14 protein-coding genes are annotated in these 21,023 nt (G+C 70.9%); 5 read left to right on the top strand and 9 right to left on the bottom strand.

All coding sequences use genetic code 11. The annotated features are described in order from the left end of the window. Window positions 1–100: 100 nt before the first annotated feature. The gene (locus Dfulv_RS40685) at window positions 101–2,731 is read right to left on the bottom strand and encodes an ATP-binding protein (RefSeq protein WP_259869160.1); all 2,631 of its coding nucleotides are present in this window, start codon (window positions 2,729–2,731) and stop codon (window positions 101–103) included. Between the two features lie 703 nt (window positions 2,732–3,434). On the opposite strand from Dfulv_RS40685, the gene Dfulv_RS40680 reads away from it, so the two are divergent. After that, window positions 3,435–4,445 carry a hypothetical protein gene (locus Dfulv_RS40680; RefSeq protein ID WP_259859142.1) on the top strand — a complete coding sequence of 337 codons (1,011 nt, stop codon included), beginning with the start codon at window positions 3,435–3,437 and terminating at the stop codon, window positions 4,443–4,445. Window positions 4,446–4,505: 60 nt separating this feature from the next. Here Dfulv_RS40680 and Dfulv_RS40675 read toward each other — a convergent pair whose 3' ends face one another. From Dfulv_RS40675 to Dfulv_RS40665, 3 genes are all read right to left on the bottom strand, one after another. Further along, window positions 4,506–6,605 carry an ATP-binding protein gene (locus tag Dfulv_RS40675; RefSeq protein WP_259859141.1) on the bottom strand — a complete coding sequence of 700 codons (2,100 nt, stop codon included), beginning with the start codon at window positions 6,603–6,605 and terminating at the stop codon, window positions 4,506–4,508. A 25-nt stretch (window positions 6,606–6,630) separates the two neighbouring features. After that, entirely contained in the window at window positions 6,631–7,008 is a 378-nt protein-coding gene (locus Dfulv_RS40670) for a hypothetical protein (RefSeq protein ID WP_259859140.1), read from the bottom strand. A gap of 1,035 nt (window positions 7,009–8,043) precedes the next feature. After that, the gene (locus Dfulv_RS40665; protein ID WP_259859139.1) at window positions 8,044–8,721 is read right to left on the bottom strand and encodes a macro domain-containing protein; all 678 of its coding nucleotides are present in this window, start codon (window positions 8,719–8,721) and stop codon (window positions 8,044–8,046) included. A gap of 137 nt (window positions 8,722–8,858) precedes the next feature. Here Dfulv_RS40665 and Dfulv_RS40660 point away from each other — a divergent pair, with 137 nt between their 5' ends. Both Dfulv_RS40660 and Dfulv_RS40655 read left to right on the top strand, forming a co-directional pair. Then, window positions 8,859–10,463 (top strand): ADP-ribosyltransferase domain-containing protein, encoded by a 1,605-nt coding sequence (locus Dfulv_RS40660; RefSeq protein WP_259859138.1) that lies wholly within the window; start codon window positions 8,859–8,861, stop codon window positions 10,461–10,463. A 121-nt stretch (window positions 10,464–10,584) separates the two neighbouring features. Continuing rightward, window positions 10,585–11,151 carry a dihydrofolate reductase family protein gene (locus tag Dfulv_RS40655; protein ID WP_259859137.1) on the top strand — a complete coding sequence of 189 codons (567 nt, stop codon included), beginning with the start codon at window positions 10,585–10,587 and terminating at the stop codon, window positions 11,149–11,151. Window positions 11,152–11,206: 55 nt separating this feature from the next. Here the strand turns inward: Dfulv_RS40655 and Dfulv_RS40650 are convergent, their stop codons facing one another. Both Dfulv_RS40650 and Dfulv_RS40645 read right to left on the bottom strand, forming a co-directional pair. Then, window positions 11,207–14,383 (bottom strand): BTAD domain-containing putative transcriptional regulator, encoded by a 3,177-nt coding sequence (locus Dfulv_RS40650; protein ID WP_259859136.1) that lies wholly within the window; start codon window positions 14,381–14,383, stop codon window positions 11,207–11,209. A 142-nt stretch (window positions 14,384–14,525) separates the two neighbouring features. Next, a complete protein-coding gene (locus Dfulv_RS40645; RefSeq protein ID WP_259859135.1) occupies window positions 14,526–15,779 on the bottom strand; it encodes a glycosyltransferase in 1,254 nt (417 codons plus the stop codon). 183 nt (window positions 15,780–15,962) lie between these two features. On the opposite strand from Dfulv_RS40645, the gene Dfulv_RS40640 reads away from it, so the two are divergent. Next, entirely contained in the window at window positions 15,963–16,232 is a 270-nt protein-coding gene (locus Dfulv_RS40640) for a hypothetical protein (protein ID WP_259859134.1), read from the top strand. Window positions 16,233–16,797: 565 nt separating this feature from the next. Here Dfulv_RS40640 and Dfulv_RS40635 read toward each other — a convergent pair. Continuing rightward, window positions 16,798–17,277, bottom strand: coding sequence for a winged helix-turn-helix transcriptional regulator (locus Dfulv_RS40635; RefSeq protein ID WP_259859133.1), 480 nt, complete (start codon window positions 17,275–17,277; stop codon window positions 16,798–16,800). Window positions 17,278–17,479: 202 nt separating this feature from the next. Here Dfulv_RS40635 and Dfulv_RS40630 point away from each other — a divergent pair, with 202 nt between their 5' ends. Beyond that, the gene (locus tag Dfulv_RS40630; RefSeq protein ID WP_259859132.1) at window positions 17,480–17,869 is read left to right on the top strand and encodes a pyridoxamine 5'-phosphate oxidase family protein; all 390 of its coding nucleotides are present in this window, start codon (window positions 17,480–17,482) and stop codon (window positions 17,867–17,869) included. Between the two features lie 49 nt (window positions 17,870–17,918). Here Dfulv_RS40630 and Dfulv_RS40625 read toward each other — a convergent pair whose 3' ends face one another. Next, on the bottom strand, window positions 17,919–19,508 hold the full coding sequence (locus Dfulv_RS40625) for a cellulose binding domain-containing protein (RefSeq protein ID WP_259859131.1): 1,590 nt from the start codon (window positions 19,506–19,508) through the stop codon (window positions 17,919–17,921). 83 nt (window positions 19,509–19,591) lie between these two features. Beyond that, window positions 19,592–20,935, bottom strand: coding sequence for an SPFH domain-containing protein (locus Dfulv_RS40620; RefSeq protein ID WP_259859130.1), 1,344 nt, complete (start codon window positions 20,933–20,935; stop codon window positions 19,592–19,594). Between the last annotated feature and the right edge of the window lie 88 nt (window positions 20,936–21,023).

Genomic DNA, 21,023 nt, shown 5'->3' with positions numbered 1-21,023 from the left:
AATGTAGGCGCCGACTTGCTAAAGACCCGGAGCGGATGCATGAAATGGATCTCAAACGGGATCATGCTTCCCTGACGAATCAACCATGAGCGCGGTGAGATCATGGAGCACCGGACGGACAGGGGCGTGCGTTCGTCGCTGCGTGCCGCACCGCGAGGAGCCGTTCCCGGATCGGGCGCATCTGCGGATCGTCGACCTCCTCGATGAGCGCCAACGCCTCCGCGCGGCGGCATGCTGCGAGCGCCTCGTCGCCCGTCGCGGTGAGGGCGTCGGTCAGGACGGTCAGGGCATGGCACCTGCGGCGGGTGTCGGCCAGATCGAGGCTCAGCGCGGTCGCTTGCTCGGCGTCGCGCAGTGCCGCGTCGGGCCGCGCAAGCCGGCGATGGATGTCGGCCATGGTGATGAGCGCATCGCAGAGGCCCGGATCGTCCCTGGTGCCGCCGTGGATGTCCAGCGCGCGCTCGCCGTGGCCGAGCGCCAGGTCGGGGCGGTCGAGGTCCAGGTACAGCATGGCGAGCGCGCGGTGGATCGCGCCCTGCCCGCGCAGTGAACCGGTGCGCTCACGCAGGCCCAGCGCGGCGAGGTAGTGGGCGGCCGCCTCGTGGTGCTCACCCATCTGGCGCAACGCGTCGCCGAGTCTGTGCAGCGCCGACGCCTCGCCCATCGGGTTGCCGGTATCACGGCAGACGGTGACCACGTCACGGTGGATACGAGCGGCGAGCGCGGCGTCGCCGTCGCTGAGGTGCACTGTCGCGAGGTTGTGCAGGCAAGCCGCCTCCGCCTCGGCGAAGCCGATCCGGCGGGCCAGTTGCAGCGCCTGCTCGATGCTGGCCGCCGCGTTCGCATGGTCGTGCAGCGCGAAGTACGCGGTGCCGATGTTGTTCAGCGTGCCGACCTGGGCGACGTGGTGCCCGTCGCGCTCGGCCGCGGCGAGGGCGGACTTGAGCAGGGGAAGTACCTCCTCCTGATGCCCCCGCCGCTGGAACCGCTCCACCAGCACCTCGGGCAGTTGCCACGCATGCCGGTCGAAGCCGTGCCGCCCGGCCCACAGGCTGGCCGCGGCGAGGTTCTCGCGCTCCACCTCGCACCAGGTCATGGCGTCGGTGTCGCTGGCAAACGTCTGCGGCCGGACCGTGGTCGCTGCGGGGAGGTCGGGCACCGGTTGCCGGTCGGGTGCCAGGACCGCCACCGCGTTGACGCCGCTCAACAGCGACCAGTCCAACAGCCGCCGCAAGGCGTCGGTGCGGACGTCCGGGTCGTCCTCGTCGGCCCGGTCGGCGGCGAACCGGCGGAGCAGGTCGTGCAGCCGGTACCTGCGTGCCGTGTCGTGGTTGATCAGGCACATTCTCGCCAAGATGTCGAGCAGGGCCTCCGCGTTCGTGACGCCGGTGCCGAGCAGCGCCGCTGACGCCTCAGGTCCGATGCTCGTACCGGGGTACAGGCCGAGCATCCGGAAGAGGCGGGCCGCTTCCGGGACGAGCGCCTGATAGGACCACGCGAACATGGTCCGCAGGCTCGCCTCCTCGTCGTCTTCCCCGTCCGCGTCCAGCAGGCGGGCGGTGAGCTCGTCGACCATGTCGGCGACGGCCGCCCGGGGACGCTCGGCGACATGCTCGCCGATGATGCGCAGTGCCAGCGGGAGCCCGCCGGAGAGCCGGGCCAGCGCGCCGACCGGGCCCGGCTCCGCGTCGGCCCGGTCGGCACCGACGGTCCGGCTGAGCAACGCGAAGGAGTCGGTGTCCGGCAACGGTGGAACGGTGATGCTGGGCACTCCCTCGCGGACGGTCAGGCCGCGGAGCCGGGTCCGGCTTGTGATCACGGTGAGGCATTCGGCCGCGCTGGGGATCAGTGGTCGTGCCTGGCGGGAGTCGCGGACGTTGTCGAGCACGACGAGCAGCCGCCGGCCCGCGAGCAACTGGTTGAACCGGTTCCTTCGCCGGTCCAGGCCGACCGGCATCCGATCGGCCGGCACGTCCAGCGCCTCGAGGAAGCGCCCGAGCGCCTCTTCGGGGTCGACCGGCGCGGTCGGCCCGTAGGCGTTCGCGTCCAGATAGAGCTGCCCATCCGGGAAGCGATGCCGATGGCGGTGCGCCCAGTGGACCGCCAGGCTGGTCTTGCCGACGCCCGGCATGCCGCTGAGCGCCACCACGCCGGTGCCGTCCGGTCGGATCAGCGTGTCAATGGCGGCCAGCAGCGGCTCCCGCCCGGTGAAGTCGCTGACGTCCTTGGGCAGTTGTCTGGGCGGGGCGGTGCTCGCCGGCGGCGAGGACCGCACGACCACGGTGGCGTGGTCACCTGCGCCAGGCGTCGCCGGCGGCAGTTCGACGGCGGGCTCCGCGCGCATCAGCCGGCGGAACCGGCGCCGGAACGCGTGGAAGTACTTGCGCGCGTCGTGATCCCGGCCGGCCGCGCACAATGCATCCATCCAGAGCTGGGCGAGTGTTTCGTCGACGTTGTCGGCGCCCATGAGCGGCTCGAGTTCGACGAGTGCCCGATGATGCTGTCCGAGCCGCAACCGGTTCGTCACCAGAAGCTTGCGGGCTTCCAGCAGTGCGTTGCTCATGGTTTCGCGAAGGTGTTCGGCCGGCGCGGTACGCAGGTCTGCGAGTGGCTCGTCCTGCCACAGGAGAACCGCATCGCCGAGCAGTTCCGACGCGGTTCTGAAATCGCGCTGTTCGGCGACGGCGCGGCTCTGGGACACGAGTCGCCGGAACCGATGAAAATCAACCATCCCGGGGTCGACGTCGAGCCGGTAGGCGCTCGTGCTCGGCGACCGCAGCAACGCATGTCCCAGACCGACCCGGTGCAGTGCTGCGCGGATTCTGCTGGCCAGCGCGTACATATTCGTCCGGTGGTCGGTCTGGCCATGATCTGACCAGAGGAATTCGGTTATCGTGTCGACCCGAACGTTTTCTCCGGCGTGATACAGCAGCACAGCCAGCATGCCGCGCTGCTTCGCCGCCCCGAGCGGAATGCGTCGCCCGTCGGCCTGCAGTGCCGTGGGACCGAGGATCACGAAGTCCATACAGCTACCCCCCAACCGTCCCCTGCGGTCGCCTTCAGTGTGTTCCCGCACGGTGGATCGCGCCAAGCCGATGTGCAGATAGACGGAGAACCGACACCGCGCCGTCCAGTCGGTCGGCAAGCGGATTGCAAGGTCCTGACCAATGCGTCAGGCAATCGGTGTGCCGCACGCTTCCTCTACCGCGAAGCTCGCTGAGGGGGTTGTTTCCATGATCGCGCAGGACTGGCTCAGAGTGCCGACTGGTATTGACTCAGACGCATGGATTACTCGGTCTGGCTGCCGATCTGTACTCATCGTGGTGCACACGCTCGCCACCTGTCACCGGCTGCTCGACATCGTCGATCACATTGAATGTGATTCACGCATTCAAGTCGTTTTCACGGTCGCGCCCGACGTATTCAACCACGCGGTGCCGCAGGTTTTGGCGGAGCTGGGCGCCTGTGTACTGCCGTGGGAACAGGCGACCCGGCACCGCTTCGACCTGGCGGTCGCCGCGGCCTACGGCGGACTGCACGAGCTGCATGCTCCGATCGTGGTCATGGCGCACGGCGCCGGGCGCGGGAAACGCTCCCGTCCCCGGCGGGCCGGCGGTCCGGTCCTCGCGGACCCCGTCGTGTACGGGCTGGACGGCGCACGGCTCACGCGCGACGGCCGGGTCCTGGCGTCTGCGCTCATTCTGGCGCACGAGGACGAGCGTGAGGTGCTGAGCCGGCAGTGCCCGGAGGCCCTCGACGTCGCGGTGCTCGCCGGTGACCCGTGCTTCGACCGGCTGGTCGTGAGCCTGCCACTGCGCCAGCGGTACCGCGACGCCATGGGTCTCGGCGGTGCCCATCGGCTGGTCGTGGTCAGTTCCACCTGGGGCGGCGACGGGCTCTTCGGCGGCACGCCGGATCTGCTCCCACGACTGCTCGACCAGCTGCCGGCCGGGTTCCGCGTGGCCGCCTTGCTGCACCCGGCCGTCTGGGGTGCCCATGGCCGCCGGCAGGTGTCGGCATGGCTGCGTGACTGCCGCGACGCCGGTCTGCTCCTGCTGGATCCGACCGCTGACTGGCGCGGCCTCGTGATCGCGGCCGACTGCCTGATCGGCGATCACGGTTCGGTCACCGTGTACGCCGCGGCGATCGGGCGGCCGCTGTTGTACGTCGGTGGCCGCCGGGCCGCGACCGCACCGGGCTCTGCGCACGAACTGGTTGCCGCGGCGGCCGCCCGGCTCGACCCGGGCCGGGCGCTCCTGCCGCAGGTGCGCGCTGCCCGCCCGCTCGACGCGCCGGCCGTCGCCGCCGCGCTGACGTCCCGTCCTGGGCAGGCCGGCCCGCAGATCCGGCGCACCATGTACCGGTTGCTGCGGCTGCGTGTCCCGGGGCGGCACCGACGGCCCGAGCCGGTCCCGGCCCCCCGGTTCCTCGGCCCGGACCGCTGACGGCGGTGGTCCGGAAAGCGGTCGCGGCCCGAATCCAGGTGGAACCCGGTGAACGCCGTCTCATCCCGACTCTTCCGAACATCGGAGTTCGTCGCGGACCGCCGACGCCCGAGGCGATCCCGCTGCGGCGAACAGTTCGATCGCCGCCAGATAGTGGCGCCGGGCCGCGGCGACGTCACCGCGTCGTCGCGCAATGCGACCGAGCAGCACCGTCACCTCCGCTTCCTCGTGCACCGCGCCGAGGGCACGCATCCGCTGCGCGGCCTCGTTCGCGGCGTCCTCCGCGCCGGGCAGTTCGCCGCCGGCGAGCAGCGCGCCGGCGAGCCCCGCCGTCGCGCGGACTCCGTTGTACGGGTCGATGTGGATCAACCCGTCGAACACGGCCTGGGCCTCTCTGAGCAGCGGGAGGGCCTCCGCCGCCCGGCCGACCTTCGGCAGCGCCGTGCCCAGCGTGATCAGCGCCAGGCCGAGGGGGCGCGGCTCGCCGAGCCGACGGCTTCCGGCGAGAACCTCCTCCAGCAGGTGCACAGCCGGCCCGGCACGACCCGCCGCAAGGTACGCGGAGGCGAGGCCCTCCTGCGCGTCGAGCCGTCCCCGGACATCACCCGCGGTTTCGTACAGCCGGATCGCGGCGTGCAGGTTCGATTCGGCGGCCTCGGCGTCGCCCAGCCTCGTACAGACCCGGCCGAGCCGGTTCAGCATCACGGCCTCGGCCCAGGCGTCACCCCACAGCCGCGCCGCCGTCACGCCCCGCCGGTGGATCTCGAAGCGGTCCCGTAACGACGGTTTGAGTAACAGCAGCAGCGGCCACAGGACGTCGCACAGGTGCCACGCCAGCTCCGCGTGCGGGAGTTCCAGCGCGACCTGCCCTGCCGCCACCACGTTGACCCGCTCCCGCTCCAGCCAGGTCAGGGCCCCTTCACGAGCGTCGAAGCGCGGCAGGCAGGTCGGCCCGGTCACCGGCGTGTATGCGGGGCGCCGCCGGTACGGGGTCAGCACCTCGTCGGCCCGTCGCGCCGCCCCGTGGTACCACTCGACCTGCGTCAGGACCGCCGTACGCAGGTCGTTGCGCGGCTCGTCCATGTCGGCCTTCAACCTGGCGTGGAGCCGGACCAGATCGTGGTAACGGAACCGCTCCTCGTCGATCTCCTGCAGGAGGCTGGCTCGGAGCAACGGCTCGATCGACCGGTGCGCGGTCGCCGGGTCGATCGCGGTGGCGACGGCGCGGATCACGCCCGGCCCGAACTCGGTGCCGGGATGCAGGGACAGCCGCCGGTACAGGGCGGCCGCACCCGGGTCGAGGTGGCGGTACGAGACGTCGAACGCCGCTTGTACCGTGCGGCCTTCCGCCACGCCGAGCCCGGTCAGCCGGGTCGCCTCGTCGGCGAGTTCGTCGGCCACGTAGCGGACGGAGAGCATCGGCCGGGCCGCCAGCCGGGCCGCCGCCACACACAGCGCGAGCGGCAGCCCACCGCAGATCTCGGCCAGCCGCTCAGTCTGTTGACGCTCCCGGGCGACGCGTTGCGGCCCCACGGTCCGGGCGAGCAGCTCCACCGAGTCACGTGCCGGCAGCGGTGACACCTCGACGAGGTGCGCACCGTCAGGAACCAGCTCCGACAACCGGCGTCGGCTGGTGACCACCACCGCGCTCGTCGCCGACGCGGGAATCAGCTGCCGGACCTGGGCGGCCGAGAATGCATTGTCGAGCAGCACCAGCAACGACTGCTCGGCGGTGAGCGTCCGATACAGCGCGGCCTGTTCGGCCACCGTGGCGGGAATGCCGCCGGGCGCGACGCCGAGCGCCCGGAGGAACGCGCCGAGCGCGTCGGCGACGTCGACCGGCTCGGCGGTGCCGAACCCTTCGAGGTCGACGTGGAGCTGACCGTCCACGAACCGTCGCCGGATGCTGTGCGCCCAGTGCAGCGCTAGCGCGGTCTTGCCCACGCCGCCCGGCCCGGTCAGCACGACGAACGTCCGGCCCTCCTCGATCAGTGCGTCGAGGTGCGCGAGCGTGTCGGCCCGGCTGGTGAAGTTTGCGGCCGGCGGCGGCAGCTGGCGCGGTACCGGCGCGGAGGTCGTCGGCTGGTGGATGTGTACGTCGCGGATGGAGCCGGCCTGCACGGCGGGGCCCAGGACGGTGCCGGAGAGGTCGTTCGACACCGGAGGGGGCGGTCCGCCGTCCACGTCAGAGGGTGATGTCGCCGTGGATGTCCCTGGCCTGGACGACCTTGTCCGCGGCGCCGCTGAAGTGGTTGCTCACCGCACCGCGGTCGAGCGTCAGCTCCTCCTGGACGGCGCGCCACTGGGTGAGCACGCGACCGGCGAACCGCGGGTCGTCGGCCAGCGCCCGGCTGAGCAGCTCGGCCAGGACAAGCTGTCGCTCCCGGTCCCCTGGACGGGCGGCCGCCTCCTGCAGGGCGTCGGCCTCACGGCTGCCGCGGCGGAACCGGTCGAGTATCGTCCTCGCAAGCGCGGCGAGGGCGGTCCGGCCTTCGGCGACGGCCGCCTCAGTGCCTTTGGTGGCGAGCGCGGTGGCGATGGCGAGCGCGATTTCGTCGGGCATCGCAGCCTCCAGTGGCGGTCCCGCGAGGACGCGCACACCGGCGACATCGATGTGACAGGGAGTGCCGTCGCTCGATCTGTACGTGACTGTACCGGCAGCAGCGGGCAGCTTCACCGGCCGAAATGGGGGCATCTGACCGGAATTCTGTGCACCATGTGCGAGAAGGCTAAATTCGCCATTAAGTCTGACAATATGTTACGACCGTTACAAATTGATCACGATGGCTCACCAGCATTGCGGTGCCGACCGGCGTATCGCCAGGATCCATGATCCTGGTTGCTCATTTTTGGGAGAAGGGACCCTCCTGTGTTGCTGAACGCGGCACTAGCTAACTGTGACTGGATTATCTGGTTGTGAAATAGCGTTCCAGTTTCCGCCGGCCGTTCGCATTGGTCCCAGCTTGCCCGTTTTATCGGGGCGCGTTGGAGCTATGGGGTCGCGATCGGTGTGGATGCAGAAACGGGTGCGGCGGTCGCCCGGCTTTCGAGTCGGGGTGGCCGCCGCTTCCGTGTTCGGGGCCTCTGTGGTTCTCGCGTATCACCATAGGGCCACAACCACGGTAGCCGCAAGTCGGCCGGACCGATGTAATGCCGGGGCCGGCCGCGGCCGCCGCACTGCGCGAACAGTTGCGAGCACCGCACGAGGTGGTCGCGAGGCTGCAATCCGAAGGTCTCCTGCCCGCGGATCGGCAGCTGCGCTGTGATCGTTGAGGCGGCTCTGGACAGCGGTGCGCTTGTGGCGGATGTGGCCGGGTCGCCTGGGCGCCGGCGACGACCGTGTTTGACGGGACGTATGCGGGCACCGGTCGGGTGCTCGTGATTGAGGGAAAGAGCTGGTTGCCAGGGCGGCCAGATCTTTCCCTCGATCATGAAGCTGGTCCGTGGCCGGGGGCGTTCGTGCGAGTGGCTCGGGAAGCTCGGTCCACCTGCCGTGCCGACTCCCGGGAATGCGTCGGCCGGCCGTTGCGCGACCGGGTGGGTGCCTGAACTCCGGCGGTCGGGCCGCCAGCGGGACACCCCACCGGCCGGAACCTGGTCAGCCGCGGGTGTGGGGCTGCGTCGGGGGCGTGATCCGGACCCGCTCGGTCTCGGGGCGGGCCTCGATGTCGGCGAGTTGTTCGGTCACCGTCCGGCGCAGGTCCTCGTAGTCGCGGAACGAGTAGTCGTTGAACAGGGTGTAGCCGGCCCACATCAGGTTGGCGCAGACCTGTGGCGGGACCTTGCCCGTCGCCGCGCCCATGCCGACCAGCGCCACGGACCGGATGCTGTCCGGCTCCCGCGAGTTCTGCATGTGGATCGCCTGGAACGCGGCGGCACAGGCCAGGGCCACGTTCAGCGTCTCGCGCACGTTCTCCACCGACTGTTCCATCGTCGGCGTCGAGATCAGGAATTTCGGGTTGGCCGCGCCGGACGGCACGCACACGGCGCTGCCGATCGGCAGCGAACCGCCGGACTCGTCGCGGATCGCCCGCTGCACACGCAACTGGATTCCCGCGCCGAGGTGGCGCTTGACAACCGCGTCGACCCCGCCGTCCATGCGACCGCGGGAGTTGGTCGGGCTGACCCAGGCGTCGACGTGCTGGTTGACGATCGAGCCCTTGACGATCTCGACCTCGGGGGTGTCGGCGAACGCCGACATCCACGCCTGGACGACCTTCGCGTTGACATCGCTCAGCACCACCCTGAGCTGCGGCTTGACGTGGTTGACGGTCATGGGCTGACTCCGATCCAGGGGAAGAGGGCCTTCGGCGGCATGAAGATACCGGGGCCGTGCGAGCCGAAAAATTGTCGGAGGTCGGTGTTACTGTGCCGTGCCGTCGACCCTCCACCGCCCAATTCCGGGAGTCCACGATGAGCGACAGCACCGCCCCGACGCCCGCCGATCCCGACGACCCGCTGGCCCTCGCCGAGCTCTTCAAGGGCGGCGGTGAGCCGTGGCTGCCGTTGCTGAAGCCCGTCATCGAGGCGCAGCCGGCCGCGGCCACGTTCATCGGTCCGGGACGCAGCCCGAAGGTGGTGCCCGTCCGGGAGTTGACCTTCCAGGCGCTCAAGCCCAACCCGCCGCACAAGTGGAAGGTCGTCGTCTTCGGCCAGAATCCCTATCCGCGGCCGGAGAGCGCCACCGGCATCGCCATGTTCGACAACACCTTCCACGACTGGGCCGACAGCCAGTTCGGCAGGGTCGTCAGCATCCGCTGCATCATCAAGGCGGCGGCGATGTGGAAATACGGCATCGCGAAGAAGACGCCGATCGCCGACATCCGCGCGCTGCTCAAGCAGCACGACACCGTGCAGCCGCCGGAGTGGTTCCAGGCGATGCTCACGCAGGGCGTGCTGCTGCTGAACGCGTCACTCACCGCCAGCGGCGACGGGGCGATGGCCACCGACCAGCACACCGCCTTCTGGCGGCCGGTCGTCGAGAAGCTCGTCGAGGAGATCCTCAAGGCGAAGCAGGACGCCGACGAGGAGGACCGAGGTGTGGTGTTCGCGTGGTGGGGCGCGCACGCCCGCAACCTGAAGAACATCGTGCTGCGCCTCCAGAAGAAGTACCCCGCGGTGGAGGTCCGGCACATCGACCACCCCAACCCGGCGGCGCAGGGCGACATCTTCTGCGACGGGGAGCACTTCGCCGTGGTCAACGCGGCGCTCGCCGCGCTCGGCACCGGGGAGATCGACTGGTTGCCCAGCAAGGGCTGGAACAGCCGGGACGGGGGCACCGCCGACCGCATGGGTGCGTTCATCGCTTCCACGATGGAGTTGCACAAGCTCTATCTGGAGCGGCTCGCCAGCGTCAAGGACGAGGGCCTCGTCCTCCCCGCGATCACCGGCGTGTTCGACACCCCGATCATGGACTTCCGTGAGGCGATCGCCCCGGCGGCCAAGATCTTGTCGGGTCTCGACTGGCACGTGGAGCAGTCGCACGAGTTCGGCCGGGTGCAGGCCGAAAAGGCGGTCGACGCGGTTGACGGCCTGTCCGCGGACGAGGTCGCCGCGCTGTATATCTACACGTGCGAGTCGGCGTTCTATCGGCAGATCAACGCCACCCTGCGCAACCCGGACCGGAGCAGGATCGTGCCGTATCTGCCGTATCTGCGGCTGCTGTTCTCGGCCGTGTCGCGACTGCCCGCCCGCAAGGAGCCGCTGTGGCGCGGGGTGTCGCTGGACCTGCGGTCGCAGTATCCGCTCGGCCAGACCGTGACGTGGTGGGGCGTGTCGTCGTGCACGTCGAAGCTCAGCGTGGCCCAGGCGTTCCTCGGCAGCCGCGGCAAGCGGACGCTTTTCGAGGTGCTCCCCGTGCGGGCCGTCGGCATTCGCAGGTTCTCCGCGTTCACCGGCGAGGAGGAGTACATCCTCCCGCCCGGCACGCAGTTGAAGGTGACCGACGTGAAGGCCGAGCGCGGCGGCCTGTGCACCGTGCGGCTGACGGAGCTGGAGGAGCAGCGACTAGTGGCGTGAGCAGGGCGAATGCCGGGCCGCGGGGCGGACCTGAAGCAAACCGTAAGGGCGGCCCGGCAGGCTTGTCGTCATCAGGGCAGGCGGAAACGGGCCGCCGGCGCGGATCGACGGGAGTGCGGCAATGCGCAAGATCATTGAGTCGACCTTCGTGTCCTTGGACGGGATCATCGACGACACGCGGCCGTCCACGGCCTCCCGCGCAGAGCCGCAGCACTGGGGCCAGCCGTACTGGGACGAGGACCACGGCAACTACGCCATGAAGCTGATGGCCGGCGTGGACGCCATGCTGCTGGGCCGGGTGACCTACGAGGGCTTCGCGGAGGCGTGGTCGGGCCGGGACCACGAGGGTGCCGAGTTCATGAACAGCATGCCGAAATACGTGGCGTCGCGGACGCTGACCGAGACCACCTGGAACGCCACTCTCATCAAGGGGGACGTGGCCGAGGAGGTCGCGAAGCTCAAGGAGCAGCCCGGCGGCAACATCCTGAAGTACGGCACCGGCGAGCTGGACCGCACCCTGGTGGAGCACGGCCTCATCGACGAGTTCCACTTCTGGTACTTCCCGGTCGTCGTCGGCGCCGGCAAGCACCTGTTCGAGGGTGCCGGGTTCGACACCACCCACCTGAAGCTGGCGGACCTGCACCGGTTCGACTCCGGGATCGTCATCCACGTCTACGCCCCGAAGTAGTCGGAGCAAGCCCGGAGTAGCCGAAGCGAGCCCGGAGTAGCCGAAGCGCGAACACTCAGGCCCGGTCCCCGTCCAGCAGGGACAGGGCCTCCTCGGGCGTGTGCTCGCCGCCGCGCGCGAACAGGTCGGCGAAGCCGGGCTCGGCGGCACGGGCCGCGGCCGTGATCCGGTCCACCTCCTCCCGCTCCGACACCGACATCGGCTGACCGTTCTTCTGCCGCGTGGCGTCGGCGGCCCCGAGCAGCTGCGCGGCCAGGCCGGGGCGCCCGTCGAGCACCAGGGCGTCGGCCATGCCCACCAGCGCCCACGCCATGCCGGACGGGGTGCACACGTCGAAGGCCTCCCGGTGCCAGGTCAGCGCCGCCGCCGGATCGTTGCGCAGCCCGGCCAGGAACCCCAGCTCGGCCAGCACCATCGACAGGTAGGGCGGGTAGTTGTCGGCGGTCTGCTGCTGCCGGGCCGACGCCAGCAGCCACCGCAGGTGTTCCTCGGCCGTGTCCAGCCGGCCGGACCGGCGGGCGGCGAACGCCAGGCTGATCGTGGCGAACACCTCGATCACCCGGAGCCCCTGCTCGGCGGTGAGCCGCTTCGCCTGTTCGCCGTACTCGTAGGCGTGTGTGTAGTCGCCGACCTGCACCGAGATCCACGCCAGCCAGCCCAGCCGGCCGGCCACGTCGGACCACAGCCCCAGGTCCTCGGCGATGCGCAGGCCCTCGCGGCTCAGCCGGGCCGCCTCCGCGTGGTCGCCGGTCATGTCCGCCAGACCGATCAGCCAGTCGGTCGCCTGGAGCACACCCCAGTCGTCACCCAGCTCGCCGAACAGTTCGGCGCTGCGCCGGGCGTCGTGCTCCAGCGCGTCCTGGTCGACCCGAACGTGGGCGAGCATGGCCCGGATGCCTAGCACCGCAGCCTCACCCCAGCGGTCCCCGGTGGCGCGGAACGTCTCCAGCGCCCGCTCCAGCAGCTCGCCGGTGGCCGTCGCGTCGCCGAAGTCGATGATCGAGGTCGCGAGGAACCACTCGGCCCGGGCGCGGCCGGCCGGATCCGCCGTCCGGTCGTACCGCTGCAGCACCTCGAACGCACGCTCCTGCCCGGCCTGCCCCTGCCGGATCGCCAGGCCGGCCTCCCATGCCTCGACGGCGGAACGGAGGGCGGCGGGTGCGTCCCCCGGCACGGCCAGCGCGCCGGCCAGCGCCCGGCGCGCCTCGGCCAGGCGGCCGCGGAGGAACCAGTACCAGACCAGCGCTTTGGCCAGCCGCAGCGCCGGCACGGCCGCGCCCGCACGGCGGAACGTCTCCATGGCCACCCGCAGGTTCGCGGCCTCGGCGTCCAGCCGGTGCAGCCACTCCCGCTGGCCGGGCCCGCGCAGCCGCGGCTCGGCCTGCTCCGCCAGGGCCAGGTAGTGGTCGGCGTGGCGGCGCCGCTGCTCGTCCTCCTCGCCGGCCTCGCGCAGCCGGTCCAGGCAATACGCGGACACCGACTCCAGCAGCCGGAACCGGGGCCCCTCGGTGCGCGTCACCAGCGAGCGGTCCACCAGCCCGGCCAGCACGTCGAGCACCTCGCCGCCGCACACCGCCTCGGCCGCGGCGAGAGTGCATCCGCCGGCGTGGACGGCCAGCCGGCGCAGCACGGCCCGCTCGTCCTCGGCCAGCAGCTGCCAGCTCCAGTCGATCACCGCGCCCAGGGTGCGCTGCCGTTCGGGCGCGTCACGCGGACCGTGGCGCAGCAGCCCGAACCGGTCCTGCGGCACACGCAGCCGGGTGGCCAGCTCGGACACGCCGAGCGCGGGCACCCGCGTCGCGGCCAGCTCCAGCGCCAGCGGGATGCCGTCGAGCCGCCGGCAGATCTCGGCCACGACCGCAAGGCCGGCCGCGGTCTCCGGCGCCGAAGCCAGCCCGGCCCGTGCCAGGAAGAGTTGTACCGCGGGGGAGCGGGCCAGCCGGCCCGGGTCGTCGGTGTCGGGGACGTCCAGCGGCGGCAGCTCCCAGCGGGCCTCACCGCGCAGCCGCAGCGGTTCCCGGCTGGTGGCCAGCACCCGCAGGCCGGGCGCGACCGGCAGCAGCTCGCCGAGCAGCCCGGCCATCTGCTCGACCACGTGTTCGCAGTTGTCCAGCACCAGTAGCGCCCGGCGGTCCCCCAGCGCGGTCGCCAGGCGGTCACCCGCCGGTTCCGAACCGCCCTGCGGATCCGGGATGGACAGCGCGGCCAGGACCGGCTCGGCCGGGTCGCCCTGCCCGTCCCAGGCGGTGAGGTCGACGAGCCATGCGCCGCCCGGATACGTCTCGGCGACGGCCCGGCCGACCGCCACGGCCACGCTGGTCTTGCCGACCCCGCCCGGGCCGGTGAGCGTGACGAGCCGGCCGGACGCCAGCAGCTCCCGGATCCGCTGGACCGCCGGTTCGCGGCCGATCAGGTCGGTGACCGGCGCCGGCAGGTTGGTGACCGGCCGCTGGTTCGCCGGGGCCGCCGGTGCCGGCGGGGCCTCAGCGGGGTCGCCGGCCAGGAGGGCGCGGTGGAGCGCGGCGAGCTCCGGGCCGGGGTCGAGGCCGAGCTCGTCGGCGAGCTGCTGCCGCATCTGGTGGAAGCTGTCGAGGGCCTCGCTCGTCCGGCCGGCGCGATGCAGGGCGCGCATGTGGGTGGCCCGCAGCCGCTCCCGGTACGGGTGCAGGGTCACCTGCTCGCCCAGCTCGCCGGCCAGCTCGCGGTGCTCACCCAGGTCCAGCCGGGCCTCCGCGTGCGCCTCGACGGCGGCCAGCCGCTGCTCCTCCCACCGGGCCGCGGCCGCGCGGGTGAACTCCTCGTCGGCGAAGTCGGCCAGGGCCGGCCCGCGCCACAGGCCCAGTGCCTCGGCGAGCAGCCCGGCGCGGGTCCGGGGGTCGTCGGCCGTCTGCGCCGCTTCGTTCAGCAGTGCCGCGAACCTTGTGGCGTCGACGGCCTCGGGCGTGGTCCGCAGCGCGTAGCCGGGGGCCTGGGACACCACGAGGTCCCGCCCGCCCGACTCGGCCCCTTCGAGGGCGCGGCGCAGCTGTGAGACCCGAACGTGCAGTGCGGCACTGGGATCGGCGGGGGCAGCCTCGCCCCAGAGCGACTCGACCAGCCCGTCGACGGATACCGCACGGCCCTCGTGGACCAGGAGAGCGGCGAGCAGGCCCCGGACCTTCCGTCCGGGAACCGTGACCGGCTCACCCTTGTCTGTCCACACGGCCAGCGGCCCCAGCGCCCCGAATCGCACGCACCCAGGCTACTGTCCATGAACTGTGGCGGCCGCCCCGGAGAACCGGGCCGGATGTCGTTCGCCGTGCTGTTCACGCCGACGGCGTGAAGCCGTGGGGGGCACGCCGCCGGCGTGAGCTTGTGGTGGTGGATGCGCGGTCTCAGACCGGGTGCTTGAGCCCGACCTCGACCTGCCGGCGCGTCGACCAGCCGGTCTTCAGGCAGGTGAACAGCCCGACGTACCGCAGCCACCAGCCGATGTACAGGTTCAGCGCCGCGGAGAGCGGTGCCAGCGCCCAGACGGACAGCTGCTGGGCGAACGTCTGGTCGGGCCGGCGCACCGTCAGGTACGGCATCATTGAGAGGTACGACACGAACGCGAACGCGGCCAGGAACAGCCACACGACCTGACCGGTGGCGATCGGGTGGATGATCAGCACCATCGGCATCGCGCCGGTGAACCACACGAACGACACGAACAGCCACAGCGTCAGCCACCAGATCGGCCGCCACGGCGGGAACACCCGCAGCAGCCACAGGTTGCCCCAGAAGAACGAGCGGTGCCAGCGGACGCGCTGCTTCGTGAGGTGTTGCAGGTACCGCGGGTGGAGCGTGAACCCCCAGCAGGAGCGCTGGAACAGCGTCCGGCCCTCCAGCAGGGAGTAGCGGGTCAGCATGGCGTCGTCGCCGTACTGCATCTGCCGGCCGAAGATGCGGTGGCTCAGGTAGTGGTGCAGGTACTTGTGGACCACGTCGGCGCGGTAGAACGCCAGCCCGCCGGTGTTGACGGCCACCGACGACAGCATCGAGTGGGAGGCCCGGCCGTTGAGGAAGCTGCACACGAACGACAGGTCGACGAGCCGGGACAGCAGGTTGCTGTTCCAGTTCGAGCCGAGGAGGAAGCCGCACACCGACGTCACCCGCGGGTCGGCGAACGGCGCGACGCCCTTGCTGATCGCGTCGGTGCTGCCGAGTTCGACATCGGAGTCGACGGTCATGAAGATGTCCGCGTTCGGATCGGCGCGGATGGCGATCGCCTGCGCCTCCCGCTTCCCGGCGGGCAGGTGCAGGGTGTAGCGGGCCTCGAGCGAGGCGGGGCACTCGAAGTTACGCCACCGCTCGAACACGGCGCGGAGCTTCGGCTCGCGGTAGCCGTTCTCGACGACGTGCAGGCGTTGCGGAAGGCGCTGCTGCCGGGCGACGGAGCGCAGCATGGCCAGGAACATCGCCGGGTCCTCGTTGTGGACCGGCACGATCACGCACACCCGCAACCCGGCCAGGCGTCCGATGCGGCCCGGCCGGGGGCGGATGTCGTGGTGGAAGTACGGCACCACGGCGGTGAAGATCAGTGCCACGAACGCGACGGCGACGATGGTGTCGAGGCTGGTCACCTCGCTGCCGATGAGCTCGAGCACGTGGTGCCAGCCGAAGAGGCCGGCGAGTACGAACGCGGTGACCGTTATGAGGATCGATCCGTTTCGACGGGTGCGGTGAGCCGACGACGTCGGCCGGTGGACCACAGCACGAGACCCGCGGCGATAAGTACCCCCGCTACTACGAGGGCGGCGACGGGCTGCGCCAAGGCGACGCCGCCGATCGTGATCGCTCCGATGCCGGTCACCGGCAGTCTTCCGTACATTACGCTCCTTTACCTGAGGTTGGTGGTTGGCGACCGTCGCGCCCAGCACGTCGAGCGGCACCACAGCGGTGCGATCGAGGTCGGGATCCATGGCCTGCGCTGGAACGACCACGGTCGGTTCGTCGTCGGAAAAGCCGACCTCGGTGAGCTCGCGCATGGCACCTTCCATGACGTGGTGCGGACGGTGCCCCTCGCACAGGACACCGTCCGCGAATCCGCAGGACGCTGAGCACAAACAGGTGTTGGCTGATCGACCCGCCGCGGCGGGCGGGAGCGACACCGCGCACACGGGAGGGCGCGCCGGTCGCCGGCGTCAACCTTGGTTCTGCAACTTTCGGCCTGCAAGCGGACTCGTCGATATCTCACCCGGTGAATCACCCAAGGTGAGGGGTTTTGCCCGCGATGCGCCGTTGGCGGAGCGGGACGGTCACACACCACATCGCCGGACGTCGAACTACGGGTCCGTCCGGCGTCAGCCGGAACACGTTCGCGGTGAACGGCTACGCCGACGGGCTCGGCATGGGCGGTGCGCAAGTCGAGACCGCCATGAACATGGTGCGCCGCCTCGGAGGGTGAGATTCAGCACGTTTGCGGGGTGAAGATCCGGGGTACCGAGGGAATTCGATGACGATCGGTACAACGGAAGGTCGGCATGGATAAAGCGGTGCTGAACAGGGACGGAACGATGCGAGAGGAGCCTGGCGGCGCAAGGTCCGCCGAGCAGCAGGACGACCCGATGGCGTGGTTGTTCCTGGAAGCCGACAAGGTGACCGGCCCGCTCGCCGACGAGCGGTTCATCCTGTAGCACCGGGTCCCCGCACTCCACCGGCCCCCGGACCGGGAAGCACGTCCACGTCCGTGGCGTGCATCGGCTTGCCGCACGCCGAACAGTGCGGCTCGACGTGGCCGATCTCGCCGCAGGCGTGGTGCCGGTAGAGCACCGGCGGGCCGGCCTCGCCCGCGGTCCAGCGGTCGCCCCAGCGGGCCATCACGAGCAGCAGGTCGCAGAGCTCCAGCCCCTTCGCGGTCAGCACGTATTCGTGGCGGGGCGGGCGGCTCGAGTATTCGCGGCGCGCCATGATGCCCTGGTCGACCAGCCAGGCGAGGCGCTGCGTGAGCACCTTGCGGGAGATGCCGAGGTCGCTCTGCAACTGGTCGAACCGGTTGATGCCCACGTAGACGTCCCGGAGGATCAGTGGCGACCAGGGCTCGCCGATGACGTCCAGCGTGCGGGCGATCGAGCAGGCCATGTCGCCGAACTGCGTGCGTTGCATGCGTAGATCCTACCGACTGGGTTCCCTCAGGAGACTCTTCCTGCTAGGTTAGTTCCTTGAGGGAACTCTATCGGGAGGTGTACATCATGAGCCGTCCCCAGGTCGTATCGGCGCAGGAGGAGCGGGAGGACTTCCCACCCGGCCGGCCGCAGACCCCGACGATGCGGTGGCTGCGGCTGCACGACGAATGCGAGGAGCGGTCATGACGGCGCTGACCGACGACGTCCTGCGCCTGGTCGACGACGTCAACATCGCCCACATCGCGACCGTGCTGCCCGACGGCGCGCCGCACTCCGTGCCGGTCTGGATCGACCGCGAGGGCGACCGCCTCGCGGTGCTGACCTCGCCCCGCTCGCGCAAGGCCCGGAACCTGGCGGCGGAGCCGCGCGTCGCGATCTCGATCGTCCAGCACCAGCGGCCGAACGAGACTGCGCTGGTGCGCGGCCGGCTTGCCGAGGTCGTCGACGGCGACCGGGCCTGGGGGATCATCGACCGGATGTCGGTCAAGTACACCGGCGGCCCCTACCCGCTGCGGACCGACCGGGTGGTGCTGCTGTTCGAGGTGGAGCACGCGCAGGCGATCGCTTTCTGAGCCTTCGGGCGAAGGCCGGCCCGGTGCAACCGGGCCGGCCCGCGCGGCGTCAGCCGGTGTAGCCGGCGAAGATCCTGCTGAACTCGTACGGCTGCTGGGGGATGTTCGTGCACATGTAGAGCGCCCCGTTGCAGGCGTTGCGGTCGCGGGACGCCTCCCAGAAGGACAGCATGCCCAGGTGGTTCGTCTGGGCGAAGCTGACCAGCTGGCGGGCGTCGTTCTGGTCGTACGTGCCGCCGTCGTCGTTCTTGCCGAGCATCGGGGTCACACCGACCATCCGCCAGACCTGGGCGTCGGTCTTGGCCGGGTACAGGCTCTTGAGCTGAGCGAACGTCGACTGCGCGGCCTGCACCGCGAAGTTGCCGTAGTCGCCGCTCGACCGCTGGTAGTCCATCGCCATGACGTTGACCAGGTCGAGGTTGACGCCGGCGTCCCGCGCCGACCGTACGACGTTGAGGCCGTCGGCGGTGAGCCCCTCCGGCAGGACCGGCAGGGTCAGCGAGATCTTCAGGCTCGGCCGGGCGGCCTGGAGCAGGGCCAGTGCCTGCGACCGGCGGTTCACCGAGGTCGGGTCGGCGACGGCCGCGCCCTCGATGTCGAGGTCGATGTACTGCAGCGCGTACGCGTCGACGACCGCCTGGTACTCGGCGGCCACGGCGGCCGGGGTCGAGCAGGCCTGGGCGAGCTCGATGCCGCTCGCGCCGCCGAACGAGATCTTGACGTCGCCGCCGCGCGCCCGGATCGCGTCGATCTGGTCCTTGGCCCAGGCGGCACGCGGGTCGTAGGCGTTGAACCAGGAGGCCTTGCAGCCGGCGCTGTTGACGAACGCGAGCGTGAAGCTCTTGAGGTTGCCGGCGGTGGCCATGTCCGTCAGGGACGGGGTGGGCCAGGCACCCATGTCGACGTAGGGCGCGACCGGGATGGTGGAGCCGCCACCGCCCCCTCCGCCGGCCGTGGTCGTGGCGCTGACCTGGTTGCTGGCCGGCGAGGTGTTGCCGGCGGCGTCGCGGGCCTTCACGGTGAAGGTGTACGCGGTGGACGCGGAAAGGCCGGCGACGGTACCGCTGGTGCCCGTCACCGTCGCCGCGAGCGTTGCGCCCCGGTAGATGTCGTAGGCGGTGACGCCGACGTTGTCGGTGGACGCGTTCCAGGCGAGGCTGACGCTGGAGGACGTGGTGCCGGTGACACGCAGGTTGCCCGGCGCGGTCGGTGCCTGGGTGTCGGTGCCCCCTCCGCCGCCGCCCGTGCACGCGGCGCCGTTGATCTTGCAGTTGGCCGGCTTGCCGGAGCCGGAGACGAGGAACCCGAACGTCGTCGAGGCGCCCGGGGCGAGCGTGCCGTTGTAGGTGCGGTTGTTCGCGGTGACGTGCGTGCCGGACTGGCTCATCAGCGCGTCCCAGTAACTGCCGAGCGCCGAGCCGCCCGGCAGGTCGAACTCCACCTTCCACGAGGTGACGGTGGCTGCGGTGCCGTTGGTGACGGTGTACTTCGCCTGGTAGCCCGAGCCCCAGTCGGCGTCGTACGTGAGTGTGGCGGTGAGCGAGCCGGCCGCCTGCGCGGGGGTGGTGATCACGGCGATGCCACCGGCCGCCGCGAGGACCGTGGCGGCGGCCAGGACAAGCCGGAGTCGTAGTGCCATCACAGCCTCCAGATGGAGAGTCCCATTGAGGCACAACGATAAATAAACTTAACTAAAAGTCAATACGCCGAGCTCCGGCGCGGTCAGGAGGGCTTGCGGGCCATGGTGGTCTGCAGGGCGCTGACCACCCCGGCCAGCTCGGCGATCAGGCCGCTCACCGTGGTCGGGTCGGTGCCACCGATCGTCACCGACCGGAGCTCCGCCGGCTTGGGCATCCGGCCGACGATCTCCGGCAGCGAGTCGACCAGCCTGGCCTGGATGCTCTCCGGGGACTGGGCGTTGTCGATCGCGGCCCGCTGCCGGACCCGTTCGAGCTCCAGCAGCGCCTGCTCGTGCCCGGCCTGTGCCCGCGCCGCCGCGACCGCCAGCTCGCCCTCGACCTTCAGGCGGTCGAGCTCTGTCTCGCGCTCGATGCGCAGCCTGCCGATCTCGGCCTCCTCCGCCGCCCGCTCGCGCTCGAGCGCCAGCGCGTGGCGGTTCGTGGCGTCCTGGAGGTCGGCGAGGGCGCGGGCGTCCTCCTGCTCGCGCCGCGCGCGGCGCAGGCGCTCGGCGGCCTCGCGGTCGAACTGGAGGGCCGCGCCGCGGGCGCGCAGGTCGGCGAGGTCCCGCTCGTTCTCGATCACCTGCGTCTCGCGGAGGCGGCCCGCGGCCAGCTCCCGTTCGCCGATCGCCTCGTCGGCGGCCAGTTCGGCGAGGCGGGCGATCCGGCCCTGCTCGGCGCGGTACGGCTTCTGCAGGTTCTCCCACAGGCGCGCCGAGCTGACCACCGCCTCCTTGATCTGTACGGTGACGATCCGCAGCCCGACACCCTCGGCGACGGCGCGCAGCCGCGCGGTCAGCTCCTCGATGATCGGCTGCTTGTCGCTGAGGACGGCGCTGACGCTCAGCGTGGCGACCTTGTCCTTGACGGCCGCCTCCGCCTGCTCCTTGAGCTGGAGGTTGACCACGCGCATCGGGTCCTCCGCGTCGCCGAAGTCGAGCTTGCGGTACGCCGTGGCGAAGTCCTCGATGATCCACTGGACGTAGGCCTGGACGAGCACACCCTGCAGCTCACTGCAGATGCAGTACGCGTTGATGAGGATCGTCTGCATCGCGCCGGGCACGACGAGATAGGAGTCGGTCGCCGGGTTGTACCGGAAGGACACGCCGAGGCCGACGTGCAGCGGCTCGCCCCGCCCGCGGCGGGTGTGTACGACAAAGGCGTTCGGCGGCACCAGCACCGTCTTCCACCGGCCGAACCCGGTGATGCGGACCTCGACCGCGCTCGAGGTGGGCTGCCCGCCGTCGCCGCCCTGCCGCCCGCCGCGGGGCGGTGGACCGGGGGCGCTCGCCTTGGCCGGCGCCGGCGCGCGCTTGGACCGCAGGTCCGCCTCCAGGCGCTCCTGCTGCTTGACCACCTGGTCGAGGTACGCGTTGCTGGTCGACATCGCCGGCTCCTCGTCGGGGAAGACTGTCCGTGGAGGCGCCCAGTCTTCCCAACGGTGTCAAGGCGCAGGGCATGATCGACTGGTGCGC

This window comes from Dactylosporangium fulvum (assembly GCF_025137375.1).
GTDB lineage: Bacteria > Actinomycetota > Actinomycetes > Mycobacteriales > Micromonosporaceae > Dactylosporangium > Dactylosporangium fulvum.
The sequence above is the reverse complement of the archived record's forward strand: the minus strand, read 5'-3'. Positions and strand labels throughout refer to the sequence as shown.

What these genes read in the sequence shown, in the direction of transcription:
- Dfulv_RS40655 (WP_259859137.1), top strand. Translation starts at nt 10,585, where the DNA reads ATGCGCAAGATCATTGAGTCGACCTTCGTGTCCTTGGACGGGATCATC.
- Dfulv_RS40620 (WP_259859130.1), bottom strand. Translation starts at nt 20,935, where the DNA reads ATGTCGACCAGCAACGCGTACCTCGACCAGGTGGTCAAGCAGCAGGAG.
- Dfulv_RS40660 (WP_259859138.1), top strand. Translation starts at nt 8,859, where the DNA reads ATGAGCGACAGCACCGCCCCGACGCCCGCCGATCCCGACGACCCGCTG.
- Dfulv_RS40670 (WP_259859140.1), bottom strand. Translation starts at nt 7,008, where the DNA reads ATGCCCGACGAAATCGCGCTCGCCATCGCCACCGCGCTCGCCACCAAA.
- Dfulv_RS40685 (WP_259869160.1), bottom strand. Translation starts at nt 2,731, where the DNA reads ATGGTTGATTTTCATCGGTTCCGGCGACTCGTGTCCCAGAGCCGCGCC.
- Dfulv_RS40625 (WP_259859131.1), bottom strand. Translation starts at nt 19,508, where the DNA reads ATGGCACTACGACTCCGGCTTGTCCTGGCCGCCGCCACGGTCCTCGCG.
- Dfulv_RS40630 (WP_259859132.1), top strand. Translation starts at nt 17,480, where the DNA reads ATGACGGCGCTGACCGACGACGTCCTGCGCCTGGTCGACGACGTCAAC.
- Dfulv_RS40635 (WP_259859133.1), bottom strand. Translation starts at nt 17,277, where the DNA reads ATGCAACGCACGCAGTTCGGCGACATGGCCTGCTCGATCGCCCGCACG.
- Dfulv_RS40665 (WP_259859139.1), bottom strand. Translation starts at nt 8,721, where the DNA reads ATGACCGTCAACCACGTCAAGCCGCAGCTCAGGGTGGTGCTGAGCGAT.